The organism is Ruegeria sp. CH11 (assembly GCF_056537105.1).
This window is the reverse complement of record NZ_JBQFQX010000021.1, coordinates 1-21,116: the sequence shown is the minus strand read 5'-3', so window position 1 is coordinate 21,116 and position 21,116 is coordinate 1. Positions and strand designations below refer to the sequence as shown.

Here is a 21,116-nt window from a genome sequence, read left to right as displayed (position 1 = left end):
CATGGCAGAGCGTCAATTCACCGGGAAACACGCGCTGGCGGTTTTTGTTGCAGCGTTTGGCGTGATTATCACCGTTAACTTGGTGTTGGCCTACAATGCGGTCAAAACCTTTCCGGGGCTTGAGGTTAAAAATTCCTATGTCGCCAGCCAGGAATTCAACGAACGTCTCAAGGAACAACAGGCGCTCGGCTGGGATATCCAAGCCGAGCTGACCGGCGGCTTGCTGATCCTGCATATCACGGACCAGACCGGTGCCCCGGTCAAGGTTGCCGACCTTCAGGCCGTGGTGGGACGGGCGACCCATGTGAAAGAGGATTTTTCGCCTGACTTTACTTTTGACGGCATCGCTTATGCCGCGCCGGCCTCGTTGGGTGAGGGGAACTGGAACATCCGCCTTGTAGCGCGGGATGTGGATGGGGCCGAGTTTGCCCAACGTATCCCGCTTTATGTGAAAGGCTAGCCCGGTGACAGCGCAGATCACCCGCAGCGCGGCCGCCTGTCCCGGCTGCATTGCATCTCCGGCCGAGGCTGCGCGCCCGATCCCGCAGGATGTGCAGATCGCGCTGTCTTTGCCGGGCATCCACTGCTCGGCCTGTATCGCCACGGTCGAGCGAGCATTGAATGCCTTTCCCGGGGTCGAGGATGCGCGGGTGAACCTGACCCTCAAGCGGGCAATGATCAAGGCTGCACCTGACCTGCGCGCGGCCGATCTGATCCCGGTCCTGGAACGCGCAGGATATGAGGCGCACGAGCTGGACCCCGGTGCGCTGTCGGCCACTCAGTCGGACAAGGCCGGGCGCGATCTGCTGATGCGGCTGGCGGTCGCCGGCTTTGCCTCGATGAACGTGATGTTGCTGTCGGTTTCGGTCTGGTCGGGTGCTGCGGATGCGACACGCGACATGTTCCACTGGATCTCGGCGGCCATTGCGCTGCCAGCCATCGCCTTCTCGGCGCAGCCGTTCTTTGCGAATGCCTGGAGCGCCCTGCGTGTGCGTCGCCTGAACATGGATGTGCCGATTGTGCTGGCGATCCTGCTCGCGCTGGTAACGTCCCTTTGGGAAACCGCCCTGAGCGGCGAACATGCCTATTTCGACGCCGCGCTGACGTTGACATTCTTCCTGCTGGCTGGGCGGTACCTAGACTATCGCACCCGCGCCGCTGCCCGGTCGGCGGCCGAAGAGTTGACCGCGCTTGAGGTTCCGCGCGCTGTCCGGCTTGTCGATGGCATCGAGGAAGAGGTCGCCGTTTCCGCGCTGAGTCTGGGCGATCTGATCCTGGTACGTCCCGGCGGGCGCATGCCGGTGGATGGGCAGATCGTATCGGGGCAATCCGAACTGGACCGGTCGTTGCTGACCGGCGAGACCCTACCGGTTTTTGCGCAGGAAGGCCTTGAGGTCAGCGCAGGCGAAGTGAACCTGACTGGCCCATTAACCATTCGCGCCACCGCAGTTGGAGAGGACACGTCGCTGCATCGCATGGCCGATCTGGTGGCCATCGCGGAATCCGGACGCTCGCGCTATACATCTTTGGCTGACAAGGCGGCCAAGCTCTATGCGCCGGGGGTACATGTCCTTGCGGCGCTCAGCTTTATTGGCTGGTACATCTATTCCGGAGACATCCGCACAGCCTTGAATATCGCCGCAGCGGTTCTGATCATCACCTGCCCTTGTGCGTTGGGTCTGGCGGTGCCTGCGGTGACGACCGCAGCCTCGGGCCGGTTGTTCCGAAACGGTATGCTGATCAAACATGCCACGGCGCTGGAACGGCTGGCCGAGGTCGATACGGTTGTGTTCGACAAAACCGGTACGCTGACCTCGGGGACACCAGACCTGACCAACTTGGGCGACCATTCCCGGACCGATCTGGAAGTGGCACTGGCGCTGGCCGAGGCTTCGGCGCATCCGCTCTCGGTCGCGCTGGCGCGCGCGGCGCGCGATGCCGGGGTCGAACCTGCGGATCTGCAAGAGATTACGGAAGTCCCGGGTTACGGCACCCAGGCGACCTTTGCGGACCAGCGCGTGCGACTGGGTCGCGCGACCTGGATCGGCGGTGAAGAAACCGAGCAGACCGCAGCGTGGTTGGCGATCGGAGAGCGCCTGCCGGTCCCGTTTCTGTTTGCCGACAGCCTGCGCCCGGGTGCGACCGATGCCGTCGCCGCGCTAAAAGCATCGGGCAAAGAGGTCATCCTGATTTCGGGCGACACGCAGACTGCGGTGCGCGCTCTTGCGGGCAAGCTGGGCATCGAGATTTGGACAGCACAGGCCTTGCCGCAGGAAAAGGCCGCGCGGGTATCCGAGCTTGGTGAACAGGGCCGCCGCGTTCTGATGGTTGGGGACGGTTTGAACGACACGGGCGCGCTGGCTGCCGCGCATGTGTCGATCTCTCCCGCGTCAGCGCTGGACGCGGCGCGGGTTGCGTCGGACATCGTACTGCTCGGCAATGATCTGTCCCCGATTGCAGGTGCGTGCGATACTGCGGTCAAAGCGACTCGGCGGATTCGCGAAAATTTCCGGATCGCAACTGTCTATAACGTGGTTGCGGTTCCCCTTGCGGTCGCCGGGCTTGCCACCCCGCTGATTGCGGCATTGGCGATGTCCACGTCGTCGATTACCGTATCGCTCAACGCCCTGAGGCTGAGGTAACGTAGATGGAAGTTCTGGCTTATCTGATCCCGATTTCCCTGTTTCTGGGCGGGGTTGGGCTAGTGGCATTCATCTACACTGTCCGCTCGAACCAATACGAAGACCCCGAAGGCGATGCGCGCCGTATTCTGAACGATGAGTGGGATGATCACCCCAAGCCCTGACAGCCCTTGAAATTGCCGCATTGCCCGGTTATGTGCGGTCCATCCGCTAGCAGAGAGAACAAAGCCAAATGGCCACCACAAATCCGATCCAGTTCATTCAGCAAGTCCGTGCCGAAGTTTCCAAGGTCGTTTGGCCGACCCGGCGTGAGGTGCTGTTGACCACGGTCATGGTGTTCATCATGGCAGCCCTGACAGCCGTGTTCTTCGCGCTGGTTGATCTGGGTATTCGCGGCGGTCTGCAACTGGTTCTCGGCGCATTCAGCTAAGGCGGTTCGGGCGCGCGGAAACGCGACTGCCCCCTTGCACAGCGCGTCGTGTCAGAGTAGTTGACGCGGAACTATTCGGAATGGGCGTGCGGCGATTCGGGCTGCGCGCCGCTTTTTATTCCGGATAGCGTAACAGGATTTCAATGACGGCGGGTCCGCAATGCAGGACGCCCGAAAGTAAACAAGGACGACAGGTTCATGGCGAAACGGTGGTACTCGGTCAGCGTTCTTTCGAATTTCGAAAAGAAGATCGCAGAGCAGATCCGCACGTCCGTGGCAGAACATGGCCTTGAGGACGATATCGACGAAGTTCTGGTGCCCACCGAAGAGGTGATCGAAGTGCGCCGCGGCAAGAAGGTCACCACCGAACGCCGCTTTATGCCCGGCTATGTGCTGGTGCATATGGAGATGTCCGATCAGGGCTATCACCTTGTGAACTCGATCAACCGCGTCACTGGCTTCCTTGGCCCCCAGGGTCGTCCAATGCCGATGCGTGATGCCGAGGTGAACCAGATACTCAACCGCGTTCAGGAAGGCGAAGAAGCGCCGAAACTGATGATCTCGTTCGAGGTTGGCGAAAAGGTCAAAGTCAACGACGGCCCGTTCGAGGATTTCGACGGCATGGTCGAGGGCGTGGACGACGAAGCGCAGAAACTGAAAGTCTCGGTTTCGATCTTTGGCCGCGAGACACCGGTCGAACTGGACTTTACGCAGGTGACCAAGCAGAGCTGATTGCAATCTGCAAACAAGGCAAACGGGGCGTCCTGCGGGCGCCCTTTTACATTTGTGGATCGCGGATCTGCCAAACTGTCTGGTCTGCGCCAAAGCCTTTGAGGGATACAGTTCCGACCTGCTCGCAAAGCTCAGGCAGAATCGCCGCCGCCGCGTCCGATAGGATGTTGTCGCGTTTCAAATCCGTCGCCGCCGCGACCAATCGGGCCGTCAAATTTACGTCCGGGCCGATGGCGGTGAAATCCAGGCGATCACCGCCGCCAATATTGCCGTAGTGAAAGCGGCCGTAGTGGATTGCCGTTCGGACGCCGATCTTGTTGTCGAACTCGGCAGCGCTCAGTGACGCCCAGCCATCGCGCGCGGCTGCGATTGCGGCTTTGATCTGGACTTCCGGGGGCAATTGATCGCTGGTTGGGAAGATCGCAAAGAACCCGTCCCCCATGAATTTCAGTATTTCGCCACCGTGGTCCATTACCGCAGGAACAAGGCAATCAAAGCTGTCGTTCAACAGCCGCACCAACGCATCGCCCGAGACCGAGTTTGATAGCCGGGTGAAACCTTTGAGATCTGCAAACAGGATGACAGCTTCGATCTCGTCACCGTCGCCGCGATGGACCTTTCCGTCCAGGATATGCGCCCCGCTGTTGCGGCCCACATAGGTGGACAGAAGGTAGGTCGCATCAAGGCGCAGCATGTAGGTTTCCGTCAGCCGCGCGAGGGGTCCGCGAACCCTATGGAGAATGGTCAGGTCACGATCGGAAAAGCCGCCAGGCGCTGCGCTGGACCAGGTACAGACATGGGTGTCACCGTTGAGGTAGATCAGGGGCTGCGCAAGATAGTCTGTGAATCCCTGCTCGCGCAGCTCACCCACGATGATGTAGTCCTCGGGGCAATTGGGGTCCTCCAGATGTCGGCGGATCGGTTCCTGCCGCTCGATCACATGGGGCAGGGGGTTATCGGTGTAGATCGCCGTGGAAAACAGCTGCGACGGTGCGTCAATCCGGTCAACGCCTTCTCCGGCTTTCCAGATGAAGCGGCGGCCCTTCAGGTTGGGGTGCAGCGTCCAGATAAATAATCCGAACCGGTCGATCGGGACGCCTGCATCCAGAAGCTGCGTACAGATACCTTCGATGATATCGATGGCATTCCCCGCAGAACGGGCCCCGTCGACCATCCAATCAATCAGGGCATCAACCTTGTTTTGGTGTTGGTCGGTTTCGGATGAGGGGTGCGACATAGAATTCTCGCGCTCAATTGCCGGGTCAGGGTGTTCTGGCGTCCATTAGATGGAAAACGCCGCGGTGCTACAAGCAGCGCGGCGTCTTTTCCCATATTGACGGGCGTCGAAATGAATGCCCGCGTCGACTTATTGCGTCTGAACCATTGCTGCACGCAACAGCTGCGGCCGGTCGGTCTGGGATGGCAGGAAGACGGCCTGCGATCCGGCGTCCAGTGCCGAAAGGCTGGCGTCGTACCATTGCATGGCAAGGTCGCGGCGCTTTTGTACACCGAAGCCTTCGCGCAGGTGGTGGCCAATCAGTTCTCCGTAGGCGGGCTCACCCGTCACGACCAGCATCAGCGCCGAGCCTACTGCCGCATCCATGTTGTCCTGACGATAGCCAATCGCCAGACAAACCTTGCTTGTCGCGGCAAGATCTTCAGGGCTCAGGCCGGACTCCAGCGCAAGTTTGCGCATCTTGGTTTCCGCTTCTGATTTTGCACTCAGAGACAGGGCATCAACTTGCGGTGCCAGCATTTCTCCGTACGAGTCGCATTGGGCGGCGACCTGATCCGGGGTCAGACCCTGAATGTCCTGCATCAGATCCTCGCCGCGCGAAATTGCATAGCTGCGCGCAAGGCAGAACTGTTCGCTGAGCGCAAAGTCTGGATCGGACATGTTCGCCAAAGTCATGTAGCCGCCATTGGTCGACGTTTGCAGCATGACACCGCTACAACGATTGGCCAGCGACTGGCCACCGGTGCCGCCGGAAAACAGGCTCGGCAGGCTAGCGGATGCTGTTTCCGTGGTGGCCAACTCGGGTACAGGTTCGGGCTCTTTGGGTTTGAGAACCGGAATAGCTTGTGCCTGGGGTTGGGCTTGGGGCTGCGTCTGGGCTTGGAACTGTGGCTGGGCCTGAGGCTGAGGCGCAGCGGCCAGGGTTGAACCCGTCTGTACCTGACGGCGGTACTCCATCAAAAGGGGCTGACCTGTGAGGCGCGTTGCCGCCTGTCCACCGCTTGTCGCCCAATAGTAGGCCTGCATCAGAAAGTCGTACTGATAAGGCTGGAAGTCGCGGCCGTTGACAGGATAGGCCATTGACGCCTGGTAGCGTTCGATCGCCGAACGGGTGCCGCTACCGACTTGTCCGTCAACGCGGCCAGCGTTGTAACCGAAGTAATTCAGCGCCGTTTGGGTTTGCGCCCCTTGCGTGGTCGAGGGTATTCCCTGTCGATACGTTCGGGTTGAAGTCGATGACCGCGCAGTCTTTTTCTTTTGCTGGTCTTTCCCGATCGCGTATCCCAAGACCCCGCCAACAACCGCACCACCGATGAAATCACCAGCGTCGGCGCGGGCCGTCTGAGGCGCGGTCGCAGCAAGAGAGAGCGCGATACCAATAGTTAGGATGAAACGAATGATCATAATTAACCTCCACAAAAATTCCTAATTTTCCCGAGTATATCACAGCCACGTAATATTGTGACACAAGCGCCAATGGCATGAGCGACGCGCCGCCAAGTTTGCGTTTTTGCTGTGTTTTTGGGCAGTTGCTGGCTTGTGCCAGCTTACTTGACGCGATGAGCGAACCTCGGGCAACGGAAGTCCGCGCCCGCTGTCGATTCGATATTCCGGGCTTTGGGATGGCACCATTGGCCGACCCAATGCCGCGTCAGCGATCCAGCCAGCCGGTCAGGCTGTCGAAGAAAGCCTCTTGCTCTTCAATGAACGGATAATGTGCCGAGTCCTCGAAGATCACGACTGTTGCATTTGGCATCAGCTGGCCAATCCGCTCAGCGCCCGGTTCCGGTGGCGTAATGCCATCATGCCGTCCACCCATGACCAGCGCCGGCACGTCGATTCCGGGCAGCTTTTCCAACGTGTTGAATGATCCGAGCAATGCCCCGGCGGCATTCCAGGCCCGGTGTTCATAAACCGTGCGCGCATCCAGATCCGCGCCGATGTCTTCGGGGTATTCCTTGAAATACAATTGCACCACCTGCCCCCAGGTGTCGCGCCAATCTTCGTCATCCGCCATCGGCTGACTGAACAGCTTGCCGAACGCGGCCATCAACTCATCCGGGCCGGAAATCGTCGGCTGGTAATCCAGCGCCGGAATTGTGTCGATCAAAACAATCCCATCAAGGCGATCAGGGTTTCGAGCCGCAAATTCCTGCGCGATAAAGCCACCATAGGAATGGCCGATAAGCGTGAACGTCTCATGGCCCAAATGGTCCATAAGCGTGGCCGCATCCGAAACCAGTCGATCAAACGACATTTCGGCGTAGTCGTCGGGCTTGGCTGACCTGCCATTGCCGAAGTGGTCGTAGTAAACGACCGTATGAGAGTCGGCCAATGTGTCGAAATACGGCCTCAGGTAGTCATGGCTCAGGCCCAGACCTCCGTGCATCATCAGGATCGGCGGACCTTCTCCGATGGTTTCGTAGTAGATGTCGGCTCCGTTGATTTCGGCGGTCTCGGCAAAGGCGTGGCCGCTTGTTGCAACCAGTGCCGCAACAGTCAGGGTTCTGAGTGCAATCATCTTACTGGATCCTCCGCTGGTACATGTTTTCGCGCTAGGCTGGCTTAACAAGACTATGCGCTTCCGTTTACGTCAAAGACTTTGTATCGGACCGGTGTTGCGAAACGGGATGCCCAAAGCGGCTTGCCACGCGGCACAATTGGGTGTAATGCGCGCCTCTGTCGATCATTCGGCAGATTCTCGTGGGAGGCGCGCGTATCGCGATACGCAGACCAGACCACACAACTTGGATGGGTAATCCCATCAAAATAGCCCTGCGGACGCGTCCAAAGGGTGTTGGAAAAGGAGAAACCAAATGGCCAAGAAGCTTGCTGGTACAATGAAACTGCAGGTTCCTGCAGGTCAGGCGAACCCGTCGCCGCCAGTTGGTCCGGCGCTGGGTCAGCGCGGCATCAACATCATGGAATTCTGCAAGGCGTTCAACGCCAAGACTGCAGACATGGAGCAGGGTGCGCCTTGCCCGACCGTGATCACCTATTATCAGGACAAGTCCTTTACCATGGACATCAAGACGCCGCCCGCGTCTTATTACCTGAAAAAAGCAGCTGGTCTGAAGCCGGTTGGCAAACGTAACCGCCCCCGTGGCGCGGAAAACCCTGGTCGTGAGACCGTGGCCACCGTAACCACCAAGCAGGTTCGCGAAATCGCCGAAGCCAAAATGAAAGATCTGAACGCCAACGACGTCGAAGGCGCAATGCAGATCATCCTGGGCTCGGCCCGCTCTATGGGCATCGAGGTGAAGTAAGATGGCAAAACTCGGTAAACGTACCCGCGCTGCGCGCGAAGCTGTCGCTGGCAAGGAAAACCTGTCGGTCGAAGAAGCTGTTTCCCTGGTCAAAGGCAACGCGACCTCGAAATTCGACGAAACCATCGAAATCGCTCTGAACCTGGGCGTTGACACTCGTCACGCTGACCAGATGGTCCGTGGCGTTGTCGGCCTGCCCAACGGCACCGGCAAAGCGATGCGTGTTGCGGTTTTTGCGCGCGGCCCGAAAGCTGACGAAGCAAAAGAAGCAGGCGCAGATATCGTCGGCGCAGAGGACCTGATGGAAACCATTCAGGGCGGCACCATCGAATTCGATCGCTGCATCGCCACCCCGGACATGATGCCGATCGTCGGTCGTCTGGGTAAAGTTCTGGGCCCCCGCAACCTGATGCCGAACCCCAAGGTCGGCACCGTGACCATGGACGTGAAAGCGGCCGTGGAAGCAGCCAAGGGCGGCGAAGTCCAGTTCAAGGCGGAAAAAGGCGGCGTTGTGCACGCCGGTGTTGGCAAAGCGTCGTTCGACGAAGCCAAACTGGTCGAAAACGTCCGCGCCTTTATCTCGGCAGTGGCCAAAGCCAAGCCGTCGGGCGCCAAAGGCACCTACATGAAGAAAATCGCGCTGAGCTCGACCATGGGCCCCGGCGTGACGCTGGACGTGGCGGCTGCTGCGGGCGAATAAGCCTTAGACAAAGCTTTGAAGAATTTATCCCGGGTGGTGCGAACTGCCCGGGATTTTTCTTTGACAAACCTGTTCAGCACCGTTCACTAAGTTTCGCTTGCTCGCAAATTCCGATAGTATCGGGCGCAATTCCCGCGTGGAAAAGGGGGCGAAATGCTCAAGTTTGATGCAGAAACGGCCAAGCTACTCGACATCGCCTATCAGGGGGCCGACATTACTCGGAGGCGGCAAGCGACCTTTGACGCTCTGAAGCCCGCGCCGGGAGAAACGATCCTGGATATCGGTTGTGGTAACGGGCTGTTGACCGCCGAGCTTGCACGGGCGGTCGGGCCAGGCGGTCGTATTATAGGCATTGATTCTAGCTCAGACATGATGGTAGCCGCCAAGGAACGTTGCGGCGGTTATGAATGTGTAGAACTGCGCGCTGGTTTCGCGAATTCATTACCGGTGGAAGATGGCTTTGCCGACAAGGCAACTTCGGTGCAGGTTTTCGAATATCTAGAAGATATTGATGGCGCTTTGAACGAGGCGATGCGTTGTTTGAAACCCGGGGGCCGCCTGGTTGTAAGCGATCTGCATTTTGACAGTCTGATTTGGTTCAGCACCGAGATGGAAAGAATGCGGTCGATGCTATCCAGTTGGGATCAGCACTTTGCCAGTGGTTCCGTCCCAGAGCGGCTTCCGGGCCTGATTAGGTCTTACGGTCATCAAGTGGATGAAATCGTGCCCATCACGATGACAGATCACCAGTTGAAACCTGACGGTATCGCAATGATGATGATGCACCTGATGAAGCACTTCGTCGTGGAAAATGGTCATGCTGACGCAGAGATTGCGCAGGCATGGTTCGACGAACAGCATGATCTTGCCAAGAAGGGGCAATTCTTTTTCTCAATCACTCAGTATGTCGTCGTTGCAATAAAGTCGGGGTAAAGTAGCGGGGCTTTTGAGTTTTTGTGCGTCAATATCCATGACCTTGAAAACTGATTTCGTGGTTGATTTACCCCTTGGAAACCCGGCCCATCTGTCCTAAGTAGAGCCACGGAATAAAGCGTGCGATTCGTCGTGCGCTTTATTTTGTTTCGTCCAAGACGGTGGGTGGTGCCATATGGCCCCTTAATTCCCTGCCTGAGACGGGTAAGACCAAAGAATTCTGAGGGTCACGATCCTCGGGCGCATTTTGGCCAATCCCGTAACAACGGACCTGAACGCCGGGGTTAACCCCTTGGCAAATATGAGCCGGGGTGAGGTATCGCCCCTAACTTGGAGAGAACTGTGGATAGAGCCCAGAAAGAGAAAGTGGTCGAGGAACTCGGCCAAATCTTCGAAAGCTCTGGCGTCGTAGTGGTTGCTCACTACGCCGGTCTGACAGTTGCCGAGATGCAGGACCTTCGCGCACGTGCTCGTGACGCGGGCGGTTCCGTGCGTGTTGCCAAGAACAGGCTCGCCAAAATCGCCCTTGAGGGTAAGCCGTGTGAAAGCATGGCCGACCTGCTGACAGGGATGACCGTTCTGACCTATTCCGAGGACCCCGTGGCAGCAGCCAAGGTGGCCGAGGACTTCGCCAAGGAGAACAAGAAGTTCGAAATCCTTGGCGGTGCAATGGGCGAGAACGCTCTGGACCGCAAAGGCGTCGAAACAGTTTCGAAAATGCCGTCTCGCGAGGAGCTCATTGCTTCGATCGTGGGCTGCATTGGCGCACCTGCTTCGAACATCGCCGGCGCGATTGGCGCACCTGCAAGCAACATCGCAAGCATCCTTTCCACCATCGAAGAGAAGGCGGAAGCTGCGTAAGCGGTTGGCACTGAATGATCTGCGTAGGGAATTGCCCCTGACGTTGGAACACACACTGTAAACGGAAAGAGCTGATAAAATGGCTGATCTGAAAGCACTCGCAGAAAGCATCGTGGGTCTGACCCTGCTGGAAGCACAAGAACTGAAAACCATCCTCAAAGACGAATACGGCATCGAGCCCGCAGCTGGCGGTGCCGTAATGGTCGCAGCCGGTGGCGACGCCGGTGGCGCAGCTGAGGAAGAGAAAACCGAATTCGACGTCGTTCTGAAGAACGCCGGCGCTTCGAAAATCAACGTGATCAAAGAAGTTCGCGGCATCACCGGTCTGGGCCTGAAAGAAGCCAAAGAGCTGGTCGAAGCTGGCGGCAAGATCAAAGAAGGCGTGTCGAAAGACGAAGCCGAAGAAGTCAAAGGCAAGCTGGAAGCAGCTGGCGCCGAAGTCGAGCTGGCCTAAGCCAACCGACAGGTGCATCGCTGATGCACCGCAAAATTTGGCTGGGCCCGGAGAAATCCGGGTCCAGCCGAACCTGTCTTAGAAAGGGCCTCAAGGTCTGGGGCGTTTTCTAAGACACGGTTTTCGGATCGGGAGGCCGCCTTCGGGACGGTGGCCACGAATTGATCCGGACGTGTCGTCTCGAATGTGCAAGATGCCGGGGCCCGACGGTGTCTTTGCCCGCTGAGAACATCGAAAGGTGACATCTGACATGGCTCAAACGTTCCTTGGCCAGAAACGTCTTCGTAAATATTACGGCAAAATCCGCGAAGTTTTGGAAATGCCGAACCTCATTGAGGTGCAGAAATCTTCTTATGATCTTTTCCTGCGCTCCGGCGATGCAGAGCAGCCCGCTGACGGCGAAGGCATCAAAGGTGTGTTCCAGTCGGTTTTCCCGATCAAGGATTTCAACGAAACCTCCGTTCTGGAGTTCGTGAAATACGATCTGGAAAAGCCGAAATACGACGTCGAAGAGTGCATGCAGCGCGACATGACCTACAGCGCGCCGCTCAAGGTCACTCTGCGTCTGATCGTTTTTGATGTCGATGAGGACACCGGTGCGAAATCGGTCAAGGACATCAAAGAACAGGACGTGTTCATGGGCGACATGCCCCTGATGACACCGAACGGTACCTTCATCGTGAACGGCACCGAGCGTGTGATCGTGTCCCAGATGCACCGCTCGCCCGGTGTGTTCTTTGATCACGACAAGGGCAAGACCCATTCCTCGGGCAAGCTGCTGTTTGCCTGCCGCATCATCCCGTATCGCGGCAGCTGGCTGGACTTTGAGTTCGACGCCAAGGACATCGTGTTCGCCCGTATCGACCGTCGCCGCAAACTGCCTGTGACAACCCTGCTGTATGCGCTGGGTCTGGATCAGGAAGCGATCATGGATGCGTATTACAACACCGTGTCCTACAAGCTGGACAAGAAGAAAGGCTGGGTCACGCCGTTCTTCCCGGAACGTGTGCGCGGCACCCGTCCGACCTATGATCTGGTTGACGCAAAATCCGGTGAAGTGATTGCCGAAGCGGGCAAGAAAGTTACCCCGCGCGCAGTCAAGAAACTGATCGACGAAGGTGCTGTAACAGACCTGCTGGTTCCGTTCGATCACATCGTTGGCAAGTACGTCGCCAAGGACATCATCAACGAAGAAACCGGCGCGATCTATGTCGAGGCCGGTGACGAGTTGACGCTGGAATACGACAAGGACGGCGATCTGATCGGCGGTACCGCGAAGGACCTGATCGACGCGGGCGTCACTGACATTCCGGTTCTGGACATCGACAACGTCAATGTCGGCCCCTACATGCGCAACACCATGGCGCAGGACAAGAACATGAACCGCGAAAGCGCGCTCATGGACATCTATCGCGTCATGCGTCCGGGCGAGCCGCCCACTGTCGAGGCTGCGTCGGCGCTGTTCGACACTCTGTTCTTCGACAGTGAGCGCTATGACTTGTCCGCCGTTGGCCGCGTGAAGATGAACATGCGTCTGGCGCTGGACAAGCCCGATACACAGCGCACGCTGGACCGCGAAGACATCGTGGCCTGCATCAAGGCGCTGGTTGAACTGCGCGACGGCAAAGGCGACGTGGACGATATCGACCACCTGGGCAACCGTCGTGTGCGTTCGGTCGGCGAACTGATGGAAAACCAGTACCGCGTTGGCCTGCTGCGCATGGAGCGCGCGATCAAAGAGCGTATGTCGTCGGTCGAGATCGACACCGTCATGCCGCAGGACCTGATCAACGCGAAACCGGCTGCGGCCGCTGTCCGCGAATTCTTCGGCTCGTCGCAGCTGTCGCAGTTCATGGACCAGACCAACCCGCTGTCGGAAGTCACCCACAAACGCCGTCTCTCGGCGCTTGGCCCCGGTGGTTTGACGCGTGAGCGTGCGGGCTTTGAGGTGCGCGACGTACACCCGACCCACTATGGCCGGATGTGCCCGATTGAAACGCCGGAAGGTCCGAACATCGGTCTGATCAACTCGCTGGCCACCTTCGCCCGCGTGAACAAGTATGGCTTCATCGAAACACCCTACCGCGTCGTCAAAGACGCCGAGGTGACGGATGAGGTCCACTACATGTCCGCGACCGAGGAAATGCGTCACACCGTGGCGCAGGCGAACGCGACGCTGGATGCGGATGGCAAGTTCATCAACGATCTGGTGTCGACCCGTCAGGCCGGTGACTACACGCTTGCCCCGCGCGAGAATGTGGACCTGATCGACGTGTCGCCAAAACAGTTGGTCTCGGTTGCTGCATCGCTGATCCCGTTCCTTGAAAATGACGACGCGAACCGCGCTCTGATGGGCTCGAACATGCAACGTCAGGCGGTTCCGCTGCTGCGGGCCGAGGCGCCGCTGGTCGGTACCGGTATCGAGGAAAAGGTTGCGATCGACTCGGGTGCTGCGATTCAGGCGAAACGCGCCGGTATCATCGACCAGGTCGATGCCCAGCGTATCGTTATCCGTGCCACCGAGGATCTGGAACTGGGCGACGCTGGCGTTGACATCTACCGTCTGCGCAAATTCCAGCGTTCGAACCAGAACACCTGCATCAACCAGCGTCCGCTGATCAAGGTGGGTGACACCGTTCAGAAGGGCGAGGTCATTGCCGACGGTCCATCGACCGATATGGGTGAACTGGCCCTTGGTAAGAACGTGGTCGTCGCGTTCATGCCGTGGAACGGCTACAACTACGAAGACTCGATCCTGATTTCCGAGCGTATCGCGCGTGACGACGTCTTTACCTCGGTTCATATCGAGGAATTCGAAGTCGCCGCCCGTGACACCAAGTTGGGTCCGGAAGAGATCACCCGCGACATCCCGAACGTCGGTGAAGAAGCGCTGCGCAACCTCGACGAGGCGGGCATCGTTTACATCGGTGCGGATGTTGAGCCGGGCGATATTCTGGTCGGCAAGATCACTCCGAAGGGCGAAAGCCCGATGACCCCGGAAGAAAAGCTGCTGCGCGCCATCTTTGGTGAAAAAGCATCTGACGTGCGCGACACCTCGCTGCGCGTGAAGCCGGGCGATTACGGTACGGTCGTTGAGGTCCGCGTCTTCAACCGTCACGGCGTCGAGAAAGACGAGCGTGCGTTGCAGATCGAGCGTGAGGAAGTCGAACGTCTGGCCCGTGACCGGGACGACGAACTGGCGATCCTGGACCGCAACATCTATGCGCGTCTGCAGGGCCTGATCCTGGGCAAAACCGCTGTCAAAGGCCCGAAAGGCGTCAAGGCAGGGTCGGTGATCACCGAGGAACTGCTGGAAACCCTGACCCGTGGTCAGTGGTGGCAACTGGCACTGGAAGGTGAGCAGGACGCACAGATCGTTGAAGCTCTGAACGAGCAGTACGAAGTGCAAAAGCGTGCTCTGGACGCCCGTTTCGAGGACAAAGTCGAAAAGGTCCGTCGTGGCGACGACCTGCCCCCGGGTGTGATGAAGATGGTCAAAGTCTTTATCGCCGTGAAGCGTAAGCTGCAGCCGGGCGACAAGATGGCCGGTCGTCACGGGAACAAGGGTGTGATCTCCAAGGTTGTTCCGATGGAAGACATGCCGTTCCTGGCCGATGGTACTCCGGTTGACTTCTGTCTGAACCCGCTGGGTGTGCCGTCGCGTATGAACGTGGGTCAGATCCTTGAAACCCACATGGGTTGGGCCGCACGCGGTCTGGGTCTGAACATCGACGACGCTCTGGGTGAATACCGCCGTTCCGGAGACCTGACCCCGGTGCGCGAAGCGATGAAGCTGGCCTATGGTGAGAATGTCTACGAAGAAGGCATCACCGGTCTGGACGAGGATGGCCTGATCGAGGCGGCGGGCAATGTGACCCGCGGTGTTCCGATCGCAACCCCGGTCTTTGACGGCGCGAAAGAGGCTGACGTCAACGACGCGCTGGTGCGCGCGGGCTTCTCGGAAAGCGGTCAGTCGGTTCTGTTCGACGGTCGCACCGGTGAGCAATTCGCACGTCCGGTGACCGTGGGCATCAAGTACCTGCTGAAACTGCACCACCTGGTGGACGACAAAATCCACGCGCGGTCTACCGGGCCTTACAGCCTGGTTACCCAGCAGCCGCTGGGTGGTAAGGCGCAGTTCGGTGGTCAGCGCTTTGGTGAGATGGAGGTTTGGGCCTTGGAAGCTTACGGCGCCGCCTACACCCTGCAGGAGATGCTCACTGTTAAATCGGATGACGTCGCCGGCCGGACCAAGGTCTATGAGTCGATCGTCAAGGGCGAGGATAACTTTGAAGCGGGCGTACCGGAATCGTTCAACGTTCTGGTGAAAGAAGTCCGTGGCCTCGGCCTGAATATGGAACTCCTGGATGCGGAGGTTGAGGAGTAAGGGCGCCGCCCTTTCTCCCGTCCCCCCTTCCGCAAGATTTGAGGTAACAAATGAACCAGGAAATCACCAACAACCCGTTCAACCCGCTGACGCCCCCGAAGGTCTTTGACGAGATCAAGGTCTCGCTGGCGAGCCCTGAGCGGATTCTGTCTTGGTCCTATGGCGAGATCAAGAAACCCGAAACCATCAACTACCGGACGTTCAAGCCTGAACGTGACGGCCTGTTCTGCGCGCGTATCTTTGGCCCGATCAAAGATTACGAATGTCTGTGTGGCAAATATAAGCGGATGAAGTATCGCGGCGTTGTCTGTGAGAAATGCGGTGTGGAAGTCACCCTGCAGAAAGTCCGCCGTGAGCGTATGGGCCACATCGAACTGGCAGCACCCGTTGCGCATATCTGGTTCCTGAAATCGCTGCCGTCCCGCATCGGTCTGATGCTGGACATGACGCTGCGCGATCTGGAACGCGTGCTGTACTTTGAAAACTATGTCGTTATCGAGCCCGGTCTGACCGACCTGACCTATGGCCAGATGCTGACCGAAGAAGAGTACATGGACGCGCAGGATGCCTATGGCATGGACGCGTTCACCGCGAACATCGGTGCTGAAGCCATCCGTGAGATGCTGGCCCAGATCGATCTAGAAGCCGAAGCCGAGCAGCTGCGCGCTGATCTGGCCGAAGCAACCGGCGAACTGAAGCCCAAGAAGATCATCAAGCGTCTGAAGGTTGTTGAATCCTTCCTCGAGTCGGGCAACCGGCCTGAGTGGATGGTGATGACCGTGATCCCGGTCATTCCGCCGGAACTGCGTCCGCTGGTTCCGCTGGATGGTGGCCGTTTTGCGACTTCGGATCTGAACGATCTGTATCGCCGCGTCATCAACCGGAACAACCGTCTGAAGCGCCTGATCGAACTGCGCGCGCCTGACATCATCGTCCGCAACGAAAAGCGGATGCTGCAGGAATCCGTTGACGCTCTGTTCGACAACGGCCGTCGTGGCCGCGTGATCACCGGCGCCAACAAGCGTCCGCTGAAATCGCTGTCGGACATGCTGAAAGGCAAGCAGGGTCGCTTCCGTCAGAACCTTCTGGGGAAACGCGTCGACTTCTCGGGCCGTTCGGTCATTGTGACCGGCCCGGAGCTTAAGCTGCACCAGTGTGGTCTGCCCAAGAAGATGGCGCTGGAGCTGTTCAAGCCGTTCATCTACTCGCGCCTTGAAGCCAAGGGTCTGTCTTCGACCGTAAAACAGGCGAAGAAACTGGTCGAGAAAGAGCGTCCAGAAGTGTGGGATATCCTCGACGAAGTGATCCGCGAACACCCTGTCATGCTGAACCGTGCGCCGACGCTGCACCGTCTTGGCATTCAGGCGTTCGAGCCCGTTCTGATCGAAGGTAAAGCCATCCAGCTGCACCCGCTGGTTTGTTCGGCCTTTAACGCCGACTTCGACGGTGACCAGATGGCCGTTCACGTGCCCCTCAGCCTTGAGGCCCAGTTGGAAGCCCGTGTTCTGATGATGTCGACGAACAACGTTCTGTCGCCTGCAAACGGCGCGCCGATCATCGTTCCGTCGCAGGATATGATCCTGGGTCTCTACTATGTGACGCTGGAACGCGAAGGCATGCCGGGCGAGGGCAAGGTCTTTGGTTCGATCGAAGAAGTTCAGCACGCGCTGGACGCGGGTGAGGTGCATCTGCACACCAAAATCACCGCGCGGATCACGCAGATCGACGACGAAGGCAACGAAGTTCAGAAGCGTTTCGAGACCACTCCGGGCCGTTTGCGTCTGGGTGCCTTGCTGCCGATGAACAACAAGGCGCCGTTCGAGCTGGTCAACCGCCTGCTGCGGAAGAAAGAAGTGCAGCAGGTGATCGACACCGTCTACCGTTACTGCGGTCAGAAAGAGTCGGTCATCTTCTGTGACCAGATCATGTCGATGGGCTTCAAAGAGGCGTTCAAGGCGGGCATCTCGTTCGGCAAGGACGACATGGTCATTCCCGATGACAAATGGGGCATCGTTGATGATACCCGCGGTCAGGTGAAGGACTTTGAACAGCAGTACATGGACGGCCTGATCACTCAGGGCGAAAAGTACAACAAAGTTGTCGATGCCTGGTCGAAGTGTAACGACCGCGTCACCGAGGCGATGATGAGCACAATCTCGTCGTCGGATCGGGCAGAGGACGGATCCGAGCAGGAGCCGAACTCGGTCTACATGATGGCCCACTCGGGTGCGCGTGGCTCGGTCACTCAGATGAAACAGCTGGGCGGTATGCGTGGCCTGATGGCCAAGCCGAACGGCGACATCATCGAGACACCAATCATCTCGAACTTCAAGGAAGGTCTGACCGTTCTCGAGTACTTCAACTCGACCCACGGTGCCCGTAAGGGTCTGTCGGATACCGCTCTGAAGACGGCGAACTCGGGTTACCTGACCCGTCGTCTGGTGGACGTGGCGCAGGACTGCATCGTTCGCGAGATCGACTGTGGTACCGAGCGTGCGATCACTGCCGAAGCAGCCGTGAACGACGGTGAGGTTGTTGCTTCGCTGGCCGAACGTGTGTTGGGCCGCGTGGCCGCAGACGATGTACTGCGTCCGGGTACGGATGAGGTGATCGTCGCAGCCGGTCAGCTGATCGACGAACGCATGGCGGACACCATCGATGAAGCTGGTGTTGCGTCGATGCGCATCCGTTCGCCTCTGACCTGTGAGTCCGAGGAAGGCGTCTGTGCAACCTGCTACGGTCGTGACCTTGCACGCGGAACCATGGTGAACACAGGTGAGGCTGTCGGCATCATTGCTGCGCAGTCCATCGGTGAACCCGGTACGCAGCTGACGATGCGGACCTTCCACATCGGTGGTGTTGCGCAAGGTGGTCAGCAGTCGTTCCAGGAAGCCAGCCAGGAAGGTGTCGTTTCCTTCGAGAACCCGCAGATTCTGGTCAATGCCGCAGGCGAAAGCCTGGTCATGGGTCGGAACATGAAGCTGGTGATCAAGGACGAGCATGGTGAAGAGCGTGCCAGCCACAAGCTGGGCTACGGCTCCAAGCTGTTCGTCAAGGACGGCACCAAGGTGGCTCGCGGCGACAAGCTGTTCGAATGGGATCCCTACACCCTGCCGATCATTGCCGAGAAAGCCGGTACCGCGAAATATGTCGATCTGGTCTCGGGCCTCGCCGTCCGGGATGAGACCGACGATGCAACCGGTATGACCCAGAAGATCGTGATCGATTGGCGCGCCGCCCCCAAAGGCAGCGACCTCAAGCCCGAGATCATTCTGGTCGGTGAAGATGGCGAGCCAGTCCGCAACGATGCGGGCAACCCGGTTCACTATCCGATGTCGGTGGATGCGATCCTGTCGGTCGAAGACGGTCAGACCATCGAAGCAGGTGACGTTGTGGCGCGTATCCCGCGTGAAGGTGCCAAGACCAAGGACATCACCGGTGGTCTGCCGCGTGTGGCCGAACTGTTCGAAGCCCGTCGTCCGAAAGATCACGCGATCATCGCAGAAGCCGATGGTTACGTGCGCTTTGGCCGCGACTACAAGAACAAGCGCCGCATCAGCATCGAACCGGCTGACGAGTCCATGGAGACCATCGAGTACATGGTGCCCAAGGGCAAGCACATCCCGGTCGCCGAAGGTGACTTCATCCAGAAGGGTGAATACCTGATGGACGGTAACCCGGCTCCGCATGACATCCTGTCCATCATGGGTGTCGAAGCGCTGGCGGATTACATGATCGACGAAGTGCAGGACGTGTACCGTCTGCAGGGCGTGAAGATCAACGACAAGCACATCGAGGTTATCGTGCGCCAGATGCTGCAGAAGTGGGAGATCCTGGATTCAGGCGACACCACCCTGCTGAAAGGCGAGCATGTCGACAAGCAAGAGTTCGACGCAGCCAACGAGAAGACCCTCGACCGTGGCGGACGTCCGGCTCAGGGCGAGCCGATCCTCTTGGGGATCACTAAAGCCTCGCTGCAGACGCGTTCGTTCATCTCGGCAGCGTCGTTCCAGGAAACCACCCGCGTTCTGACCGAAGCGTCGGTTCAGGGCAAGAAAGACAAGCTGGTTGGCCTGAAAGAGAACGTCATCGTCGGCCGCCTGATCCCTGCCGGTACCGGTGGAGCCACGCAGGCTGTGCGTCAGGTCGCCCAGTCGCGCGACAACGTCGTGATCGAAGCCCGCCGGGAAGAGGCCGAAGCTGCCGCTGCTCTGGCCGCGCCGATGATCGACGACGACATGGTCGGCGACGAGCTTGACGTTCTGGTGGAAACCCCGGAAAGCCGCGAATAAAATCGCACCAAACCCAAAGAAAAGGCCCCGCGAATTCGCGGGGCCTTTTTTATGTGGACGAGCTTCAAATGAGGATTTGCTGCGGAGCTTTGTCCAACCCTAGTGACTTCAATGGGCCCAAATTGCTCGCTGCTACACTCATTAGCCCGGCAAAGAGGCTGCTATCAGGCTTACCCCTGTCAATTCATTGCAGGGTCCTTCATGCCAATTCTTATGTTCAGCGACGACCGCGCCCAAGGGGATTGGACGCCATTTGTTTCGCTGATCACATCTGATCGCACCTGCTCGAACATTTGCTCCAGAGACAGGCCAGAGGCCGCAATCTTGCGCGCGATCGCCGCTGTGTAGGGGCTGTTGCTTCCAGTCCCATCCAGTGCAACTTCGCCGGGTCCTGTTGCGTAGGCGATCAGGTTGTTCGGGCGTGCCGTCATACGCGCAAGCCCGTCGCCCACATCGACGATCACGTCTGACTGACTGTCAAATGGATTGTCGCGGCAAGCGTCCAAGATCATGACGCTAACTGCCTGTGGCGTATGAATGCGATCCAATATCCATTCCGCTGGGACGGCTTCACCCGCAATGTCAGCCTCGGCCCGAATATTTACGCCTAGCGGAAGAAGATAGTTGAATTCGTCGCTACGCACACCATGACCTGCGAAGTAAAACACAGCCAGCGCCTCCGAGCCCGCTGCGCGGACCTCGCTGGCAAAAGTCTCAACTTCTCGCATCATTTCTGCGCGGTTCGCATCTGTCAGCGTCGTGACTGAAAAGCCAGCACCTTGCAGTTCATCGCTGATCAAGCGCGCATCGTTTACCGGGTTGTCGAGCGCTGGAACACTGGTGTACCCGGCATTCCCAATTACCAAAGCAAACCGTTCATGCGCAGTTGACGGTCCGGCTAGCAGGGCGGCTAGGATGGAAAGTGGTGCAAATATACGTGTCAATTGTGTCTCCAAAAATCTCAACCCCTGGGCGCTTACTGACCCCCATGCTTGAAGCTGTGGCCGCGACCTGTTGTGGGGCCGTACAATCATGACAAGCAGTAAAACCAACTAGCATCCAATGTATGAATGTAAATGGCAGCAATCTCGGGAGGCTGTGTGAAAACTCCCTCTGTTTTCCGAGAGATGGTATGCTTTCAGCAATCGGCGCGGAGGCAATCCATGGGGCGGTTTATTGAGG

The 21,116-nt window shown here is 58.5% G+C and carries 16 protein-coding genes; 12 read left to right on the top strand and 4 right to left on the bottom strand.

The features are described from left to right. Nucleotide 1 precedes the first annotated feature (1 nt). The 5 genes from ACR0LX_RS20640 to nusG all read left to right on the top strand — a co-directional run bounded on the left by ACR0LX_RS20640 (nucleotide 2) and on the right by nusG (nucleotide 3,804). Nucleotides 2-460, top strand: coding sequence for a FixH family protein (locus ACR0LX_RS20640; RefSeq protein WP_480575717.1), 459 nt, complete (start codon nucleotides 2-4; stop codon nucleotides 458-460). A 4-nt stretch (nucleotides 461-464) separates the two neighbouring features. After that, nucleotides 465-2,642 (top strand): heavy metal translocating P-type ATPase, encoded by a 2,178-nt coding sequence (locus ACR0LX_RS20635; RefSeq protein WP_480785261.1) that lies wholly within the window; start codon nucleotides 465-467, stop codon nucleotides 2,640-2,642. A gap of 5 nt (nucleotides 2,643-2,647) precedes the next feature. Further along, a complete protein-coding gene (gene ccoS / locus ACR0LX_RS20630) occupies nucleotides 2,648-2,806 on the top strand; it encodes a cbb3-type cytochrome oxidase assembly protein CcoS (RefSeq protein WP_480785260.1) in 159 nt (52 codons plus the stop codon). A 68-nt stretch (nucleotides 2,807-2,874) separates the two neighbouring features. Continuing rightward, on the top strand, nucleotides 2,875-3,072 hold the full coding sequence (gene secE / locus ACR0LX_RS20625; RefSeq protein WP_170460241.1) for a preprotein translocase subunit SecE: 198 nt from the start codon (nucleotides 2,875-2,877) through the stop codon (nucleotides 3,070-3,072). Nucleotides 3,073-3,270: 198 nt separating this feature from the next. Further along, the gene (gene nusG, locus ACR0LX_RS20620) at nucleotides 3,271-3,804 is read left to right on the top strand and encodes a transcription termination/antitermination protein NusG (RefSeq protein ID WP_480575707.1); all 534 of its coding nucleotides are present in this window, start codon (nucleotides 3,271-3,273) and stop codon (nucleotides 3,802-3,804) included. 46 nt (nucleotides 3,805-3,850) lie between these two features. Here nusG and ACR0LX_RS20615 read toward each other — a convergent pair whose 3' ends face one another. The 3 genes from ACR0LX_RS20615 to ACR0LX_RS20605 form a co-directional block, all read right to left on the bottom strand. Continuing rightward, nucleotides 3,851-5,041, bottom strand: a complete 1,191-nt coding sequence (locus ACR0LX_RS20615; RefSeq protein ID WP_480785259.1) for an adenylate/guanylate cyclase domain-containing protein — start codon at nucleotides 5,039-5,041, stop codon at nucleotides 3,851-3,853. A gap of 129 nt (nucleotides 5,042-5,170) precedes the next feature. Further along, nucleotides 5,171-6,445 carry a peptidoglycan-binding domain-containing protein gene (locus tag ACR0LX_RS20610; protein ID WP_480785258.1) on the bottom strand — a complete coding sequence of 425 codons (1,275 nt, stop codon included), beginning with the start codon at nucleotides 6,443-6,445 and terminating at the stop codon, nucleotides 5,171-5,173. A 247-nt stretch (nucleotides 6,446-6,692) separates the two neighbouring features. Next, complete coding sequence (locus tag ACR0LX_RS20605; RefSeq protein WP_480785257.1) at nucleotides 6,693-7,562, bottom strand: alpha/beta fold hydrolase; 870 nt, start codon at nucleotides 7,560-7,562, stop codon at nucleotides 6,693-6,695. A gap of 295 nt (nucleotides 7,563-7,857) precedes the next feature. Here ACR0LX_RS20605 and rplK point away from each other — a divergent pair, with 295 nt between their 5' ends. The 7 genes from rplK (at nucleotide 7,858) to rpoC (ending at nucleotide 19,934) form a co-directional block, all read left to right on the top strand. Next, nucleotides 7,858-8,307, top strand: coding sequence for a 50S ribosomal protein L11 (rplK, locus tag ACR0LX_RS20600; protein WP_113791694.1), 450 nt, complete (start codon nucleotides 7,858-7,860; stop codon nucleotides 8,305-8,307). A gap of 1 nt (nucleotide 8,308) precedes the next feature. Beyond that, a complete protein-coding gene (gene rplA / locus ACR0LX_RS20595) occupies nucleotides 8,309-9,007 on the top strand; it encodes a 50S ribosomal protein L1 (protein ID WP_010440987.1) in 699 nt (232 codons plus the stop codon). 153 nt (nucleotides 9,008-9,160) lie between these two features. Next, nucleotides 9,161-9,940: a methyltransferase domain-containing protein gene (locus ACR0LX_RS20590; protein WP_480785256.1), complete on the top strand. Its 780-nt coding sequence runs from the start codon at nucleotides 9,161-9,163 to the stop codon at nucleotides 9,938-9,940. Nucleotides 9,941-10,282: 342 nt separating this feature from the next. Next, on the top strand, nucleotides 10,283-10,801 hold the full coding sequence (gene rplJ / locus ACR0LX_RS20585; RefSeq protein ID WP_170714638.1) for a 50S ribosomal protein L10: 519 nt from the start codon (nucleotides 10,283-10,285) through the stop codon (nucleotides 10,799-10,801). 79 nt (nucleotides 10,802-10,880) lie between these two features. Continuing rightward, nucleotides 10,881-11,255 carry a 50S ribosomal protein L7/L12 gene (gene rplL, locus ACR0LX_RS20580; protein WP_010441182.1) on the top strand — a complete coding sequence of 125 codons (375 nt, stop codon included), beginning with the start codon at nucleotides 10,881-10,883 and terminating at the stop codon, nucleotides 11,253-11,255. A 250-nt stretch (nucleotides 11,256-11,505) separates the two neighbouring features. After that, nucleotides 11,506-15,642, top strand: a complete 4,137-nt coding sequence (gene rpoB, locus ACR0LX_RS20575; RefSeq protein WP_480785255.1) for a DNA-directed RNA polymerase subunit beta — start codon at nucleotides 11,506-11,508, stop codon at nucleotides 15,640-15,642. A gap of 50 nt (nucleotides 15,643-15,692) precedes the next feature. Then, nucleotides 15,693-19,934: a DNA-directed RNA polymerase subunit beta' gene (rpoC, locus tag ACR0LX_RS20570; protein WP_480785254.1), complete on the top strand. Its 4,242-nt coding sequence runs from the start codon at nucleotides 15,693-15,695 to the stop codon at nucleotides 19,932-19,934. Between the two features lie 179 nt (nucleotides 19,935-20,113). Here the strand turns inward: rpoC and ACR0LX_RS20565 are convergent, their stop codons facing one another. Beyond that, nucleotides 20,114-20,878 (bottom strand): caspase family protein, encoded by a 765-nt coding sequence (locus ACR0LX_RS20565; protein ID WP_480785253.1) that lies wholly within the window; start codon nucleotides 20,876-20,878, stop codon nucleotides 20,114-20,116. Between the last annotated feature and the right edge of the window lie 238 nt (nucleotides 20,879-21,116).